Raw genomic sequence first — 5,578 nt, 5'->3', positions numbered from 1 at the left:
ATCCTCATCGCAGACCTCGAACCGGCCGCCGCCGACGTGGCCGCGGCACAGCGCGAGGAGTTCGGTGCCGACGTGCGCCACGCGGCCGTCGACATCACCGTCGAGGACGACGTGCGGACCATGGTCGCCACCTGCGTGGACGCGTGGGGCGGGATCGACATCCTCGTCAACAACGCCTGGGCCGGCGCCCACGTCGGGCGCCTGGAGAACAAGACCGCCGAGCACTTCGAGCGCTCGTTCGCACTCGGGTTCCACGGCCCGTTCTGGGCCATGCGCGAGGCGTACGCCCACATGGCGGCCGCCGGGTACGGCCGGATCGTCAACGTGTGCACGCTCAACGGGGTCATGGCGCTGCGTGGCACGCTCGACTACAACGCGGCCAAGGAGGCGCTGCGGACCCTGACGCGCAGCGCGGCGCGCGAGTGGGCCGCCGACGGCGTCGTCGTCAACGCCATCTGCCCGGCGGCCAAGAGCACCGGCTTCACCAAGATGATGGCCGAGCACCCCGAGCTCGAGGCCGCGGCCGACGCCTCCAACCCCATGGGACGCATCGGCGACTGCGAGCACGACATCGGCCCGGTCGTCGCGTTCCTGGCCAGCGACGACTGCCAGTACGTCACGGGCAACACCGTCTTCGTCGACGGCGGCGCCCACATCAACGGGGTCCAGTGGGACCCCGGCCACGAGGACTGACCTCACCCCACCACCCCGGCCGGTCTCGGACGGCTCCTTACCCCTCGGGTGCGTGCGCGCACGCACCCCGACCCATCTGGGAGAACCACGTGAACACCATCCTGCGCCGCCCCCTGGGGGCACTCGCGGCGGCCGCCGTCGCCGCGTCCCTGCTGACCGCGTGCGGCAGCACCGAGGAGAGCGACAAGGCCACCAGCGGCATCGCGGCCGGCTACGGCGTCCTCGGCGTTGAGAAGTCGAGCGCCGAGCCCGTCCGCGGCGGCACCCTGACGTACGCCGACGTCACCGAGGCCCGCAGCCTCGACCCGACCAAGACGTACGCCACCGCCTCCGCCGGCGGCACGCCGATGGCGGCCGTGTACGACGTCCTGGTCCGTTGGAACCCGGAGTCCAAGGCGTTCGAGCCGTGGCTTGCCGAGGGCCTGGAGGCCAACGCCGACTTCACGAGCTGGACCCTGACGCTGCGCGAGGGCGTCACCTTCTCCGACGGCACCCCGCTCGACGCGGACGCGGTCGTGGGCAGCCTGAAGTACTTCATCACCAACAACGGCTCGGACGCCCCGCTGCTGGCGCAGAACGTGACGTCGTACGAGGCCACCGACGAGCGCACCGTCGTCTTCACCCTCAACAAGCCGTGGTCGACCTTCCCGAACATCCTCGCCCAGGGCGCTGGCATGGTCGTGGCCCCGGCCGCGATCGCGGGCAAGGAGTTCACCCCCATCGGCGCGGGCCCGTTCACGCTCGAGAAGTACGCCCCCGGGGAGGAGCTGCTCCTGGCCGCCCGCAAGGACTACTGGAAGGGCGAGCCGTACCTGGAGAAGCTCCGCTTCGTCGTCCTGCAGAGCGAGGGCGCGACCCTGGACTCGCTGAAGAACGACGAGGTGCAGGGCGCCCTGCTCATCTACTCGCCCGACGAGCAGGAGGCGCGCGCCGAGGGCCTGCCCGGCTACCGCGACCTGGCCAGCGTCCACCCGGTGCTGTGGATCAACCAGCGCGAGGGCACTGACGGGTCCGACCCGCGGGTGCGCCGCGCCATCGCCCTTGCCACCGACGCCGAGCTGTACAACGAGCGCGTCGACAAGGGGGAGGGGATCGCCAGCACGGAGGTCTTCGCCGACGAGTCTCGCTGGGCCAGCGACGCCACTGCACCCGCCGAGGACCTGGAGGAGGCCGAGAAGCTGGTCGCCGAGGCCAAGGCCGACGGCTTCGACGGCGAGCTGGTCTACCTCGACGACTCCGACCCGCGCTCGCAGAACGAGGCGCTGGTGGTGAAGGCGATGCTGGAGCGCGTCGGCTTCTCGGTGAAGACCGAGACCGCGGCGTCCGTGGCCGACAAGATGCAGCGCCTGTACGTCGACCACGACTTCGACCTGGCCACCGGCGGCTTGGCGATCTCCGAGGCGGACCCGTTCCACCGCCTCAGCAGCGGCCTCTCCTCCACCTCGTACGCCAACCTCACCGGGTACGCGGACGAGGAGATGGACGGCCTGCTGGCCGACCTGCAGGCCGCGGGCGACGACGAGGCGCGCGCCGAGGTCGTCGGTCAGATCGAGCAGCACTGGTACGACACCACGCCGGGCGTCCCGCTCGGCGCCGGCTCCTGGTACGTCACCTGGAACCAGAAGGTCCAGGGCGTCGTGCCGGCCGCCGAGTTCATGATGCTCTTCGGCGAGGCGTGGATCGGCGAGTGACCCTCTCCCGGGGGTGCCGGTCAACGGAAGACCGGCCCTGACACGGCAGGGCCGGTCCTACAGTGGCCGGGCGTGCGGAGCAGTCCGCGCGCCCGGCCGCGTGGCGTCCCACAGGCCCTGCTGCAGGAGGAACCACATGGCTGCCGAACCCACGGCGCTGCCGGCCTCGATGATCGAGCGGATGACCCTCATCATCGACACCATCGGAGGGGGACAGGCCCGCCTCGAGGTCGACACCCTGGTCCGTCGCACCGGCCTCCCGCGGTCCACGGTGCGCCGCATCCTGGACCAGCTGGTCAAGCTGCACTGGGTTGCCGAGCACCCCGACGGGTACGGCGTCGGCCACCGCTTCGGCGGCGCGGTCGCGGACGACCGCGGCCACGCCGACATCCGCGCCGCCGCCGCGCCGCACCTGCACCGGCTGCACGTCGCCACCGGGCTGGTCGCCCACCTGGCCAAGCACACCGGTGCCGAGGTGTTCTACCTGGACAAGGTGGGTGGTCCCGGTGCCGCCAGCATCCCCTCGCGCGTGGGCGGACGCGCCCCGCTGCACGCCACTGCCCTCGGCAAGGCGGTGCTCGCCTGGTGGCAGCCCGAGCAGGTCGAGGAGGTGCTCGCCGCCGGCATGGCCCGCCTGACCCACCGCACGATCGCGGACATCGCGACGCTGCACGAGGAGCTCTCCCTGGTCCGCGGTCGTCGAGGTGTGGCGTACGAGCGCGGTGAGCACACCCCGCAGGTCAGCTGTGTGGCCGCAGCCGTCAGGACCCCGGCCGGCGTCCCGGTGGCCGTCGTCTCCATGTCCGGCCGCGAGCTGGCCGACGTGGAGCGGGCGGCGCCGCTGGTGCTGGACGCCGCCCTGCGCATCTCCAAGGAGCTCTACCCCTCCGTACGGGAGCGGGGTGAGGGCGGCCAGACCGCGGCTCCCGAGCGCGAGACGTGGACCCCGCAGATGCTCGACCGACTGATGCAGCGAGGCCACGGTGACTGGATCTGAGCCCGCGGCGGGCGCGCACGCCGTCCTCGCCCGCGTCGAGGCGCTCCTGCCGACGCTGGCCGAGCGGGCCGTGGAGGTCGACAACCAGGCACGCCTGGCGGCGGCGAGCATCGACGAGCTCGACGCCGCGGGGGCCTTTGCGCTCCTGCGTCCGCGTCGGTACGGCGGTCTGGAGGCCGCCCCGCTGGACTTCTTCCGCCTCGTGGTGGACGTCTCGACCGTCTGCGTCTCCACCGGATGGGTGGTCGCCTCCCTGGGGGTGGCCGCCTTCCACGCGGCTCTCTTCGGCGAGCAGGCCCAGGAGGAGATCTGGGCCGAGCGCGTCAACACCCGGGTGTGCGCCGTCCACGCACCCATGGGCCGGTTGCGCCGGGTGGCCGACGGTTTCGTGCTGCAGGGGAGCTGGCGCTTCGCGAGCGGGGCGATGGTCTCCGACTGGGTGGTGCTCACGGCCATGGAGGTCGACCGTGACGGTCGGCCGCTGGACGCGTTCCACGCGCTCGTGCCGCGCCGCGACCTCAGGGCGCAGGTCAGCACGGCCGGGGGAGGCCTGCGGGGTACTGGCTGCCACGACCTCTCCGCGGACGGGTTGCACGTGCCGGAGCACCGCGTGGTCCGCACCTTCGACGTGGCGCACCTGCGCGCCCCGGGGCGACGGGTCAACACCGCGCCCCTGTACGGGATGCCGTGGGGGATGGTCCACGCCCACGCGGCGACCGCTCCCGTGGTCGGCGCCGCGCTGGGGAGCTACGCCGAGGTCACCGCCCAGGCACGCGAGGTGCTGCGGCTCAGCCTGGGCGGCTCCAGCCTCGCCGAGGGCGCCGGGCTGCGGGTGAGTCTGGGGCGCGCGGCCAGCGACGTCGACGCGTCCCTCATGCAGGTCGAGCGCAACCTGGCCGAGGCGTACGACCGGGTGCGGGCCGGGGCGGAACCGTCGACGGAGCTGCGGCTGCGCGCCCGCCGTGACCAGGTGCGCGCGACCGAGCGGTGCGTGGAGGCGGTGGACCTGCTCTTCGCCGACCGACGCCGGCTCGCCGTGCAGCGCGGGGGACCGGTGGAGCGGGCCTGGCGCGACGTCCACGCCGCCCGGATCCACGTCGCCAACCATGCCGAGCGCGCCTTCGACCACTTCGGGTCGTACGAGCTGGGTCTCGGCGTCGAGGACGACCTGCACTGACCTCCCCGACGAATCGCCCCGGGCAGTGCCCGATCCTCACCGGTGCCGTGGCATGATGTGACTGCGGCTCTTGACGTTACCGGGCTTGGCCGCGCCCCGAGGTCGATGGACAAGAGGTATTCGTGTCTTCACAGGCTCGCAAGTTGCTCCCCGCTGAGGTACTCACGCACCCCTCCATCGTGGCAATGATCGAGAGCGGTACTCCGCGCGGTCATGTCACGCCCGACGAGCTGCGTACGGCCAGCGAGGAGGCGGGTGTCGAGCCCCGGCACCTCAAGGGCCTGCTGGGTCACCTGAGTGGCCTGGGCATCGGCGTGCAGATCGACGCGACCGCCTCGCGCGCCGTCGCCGCGAGCGCGCCGCGCAAGTCGAGCGCCACCGCCAAGAAGGCTCCGGCCAAGAAGGCGCCCGCCAAGAAGGCTGCCGCGCCCGAGCCGGCTGCTGCTGAGGAGGCCGCTGCGGCCCCGGCGGCCAAGAAGGCGCCCGCGAAGAAGACCGCCGCCAAGAAGACCGCTGCCAAGAAGGCCGAGGAGGCCACCGGGACCGTGGACCTCGCGGTCGAGGCGGCCGTGATCGGCCCCGACGGCAAGAAGGTCCTCGCAGACATCCCGGACGAGCAGTTCGAGAAGGACGTCGCCTCGGACCCCTCCATCAAGGAGGACGAGAAGAAGGCGTTCACCGTCTCCGCCGCGGACGACACCGACGAGCCCGAGCAGCAGGTCATGGTCGCCGGTGCGACCGCCGACCCGGTCAAGGACTACCTCAAGCAGATCGGCAAGGTCCCGCTGCTCAACGCCGAGATGGAGGTCGAGCTCGCCAAGCGGATCGAGGCCGGCCTCTTCGCCGACGAGAAGCTCGCCAAGGGCGGCAAGATCAAGGCCAACGTCCTCGACGAGCTCGAGTGGATCGCCGACGACGGTCGCCGGGCCAAGAACCACCTGCTTGAGGCCAACCTGCGACTCGTCGTCTCGCTGGCCAAGCGCTACACCGGCCGCGGCATGCTCTTCCTGGACCTGATCC

Annotated in this window: 5 protein-coding genes; all 5 read left to right on the top strand. The window is 72.1% G+C overall.

From position 1 onward, the window contains the following. Window positions 1-693 (top strand): SDR family NAD(P)-dependent oxidoreductase (locus ACI379_RS15940; RefSeq protein WP_439793098.1); only part of this gene is annotated, 693 nt, incomplete at its 5' end. Window positions 694-782: 89 nt separating this feature from the next. Further along, a complete protein-coding gene (locus tag ACI379_RS15935; protein WP_439793097.1) occupies window positions 783-2,384 on the top strand; it encodes an ABC transporter substrate-binding protein in 1,602 nt (533 codons plus the stop codon). Between the two features lie 136 nt (window positions 2,385-2,520). After that, complete coding sequence (locus ACI379_RS15930; RefSeq protein WP_439793096.1) at window positions 2,521-3,381, top strand: IclR family transcriptional regulator; 861 nt, start codon at window positions 2,521-2,523, stop codon at window positions 3,379-3,381. Then, window positions 3,368-4,558 (top strand): acyl-CoA dehydrogenase family protein, encoded by a 1,191-nt coding sequence (locus ACI379_RS15925; RefSeq protein WP_439793095.1) that lies wholly within the window; start codon window positions 3,368-3,370, stop codon window positions 4,556-4,558. Before ACI379_RS15930 ends, ACI379_RS15925 begins: the two co-directional genes overlap by 14 nt. 185 nt (window positions 4,559-4,743) lie before the next feature. After that, window positions 4,744-5,578: sigma-70 factor domain-containing protein (locus ACI379_RS15920; protein ID WP_439793094.1), on the top strand; the 835-nt coding region annotated here is incomplete at its 3' end.

It is taken from the genome of Nocardioides sp., from assembly GCF_051876515.1.
In the GTDB taxonomy this organism is placed as follows: Bacteria; Actinomycetota; Actinomycetes; order Propionibacteriales; family Nocardioidaceae; genus Nocardioides.
The sequence above is the reverse complement of the archived record's forward strand: the minus strand, read 5'-3'. Positions and strand labels throughout refer to the sequence as shown.

Coding starts and splice junctions, on each gene's coding strand:
- ACI379_RS15930 (WP_439793096.1), top strand. CDS start 2,521: ATGGCTGCCGAACCCACGGCGCTGCCGGCCTCGATGATCGAGCGGATG.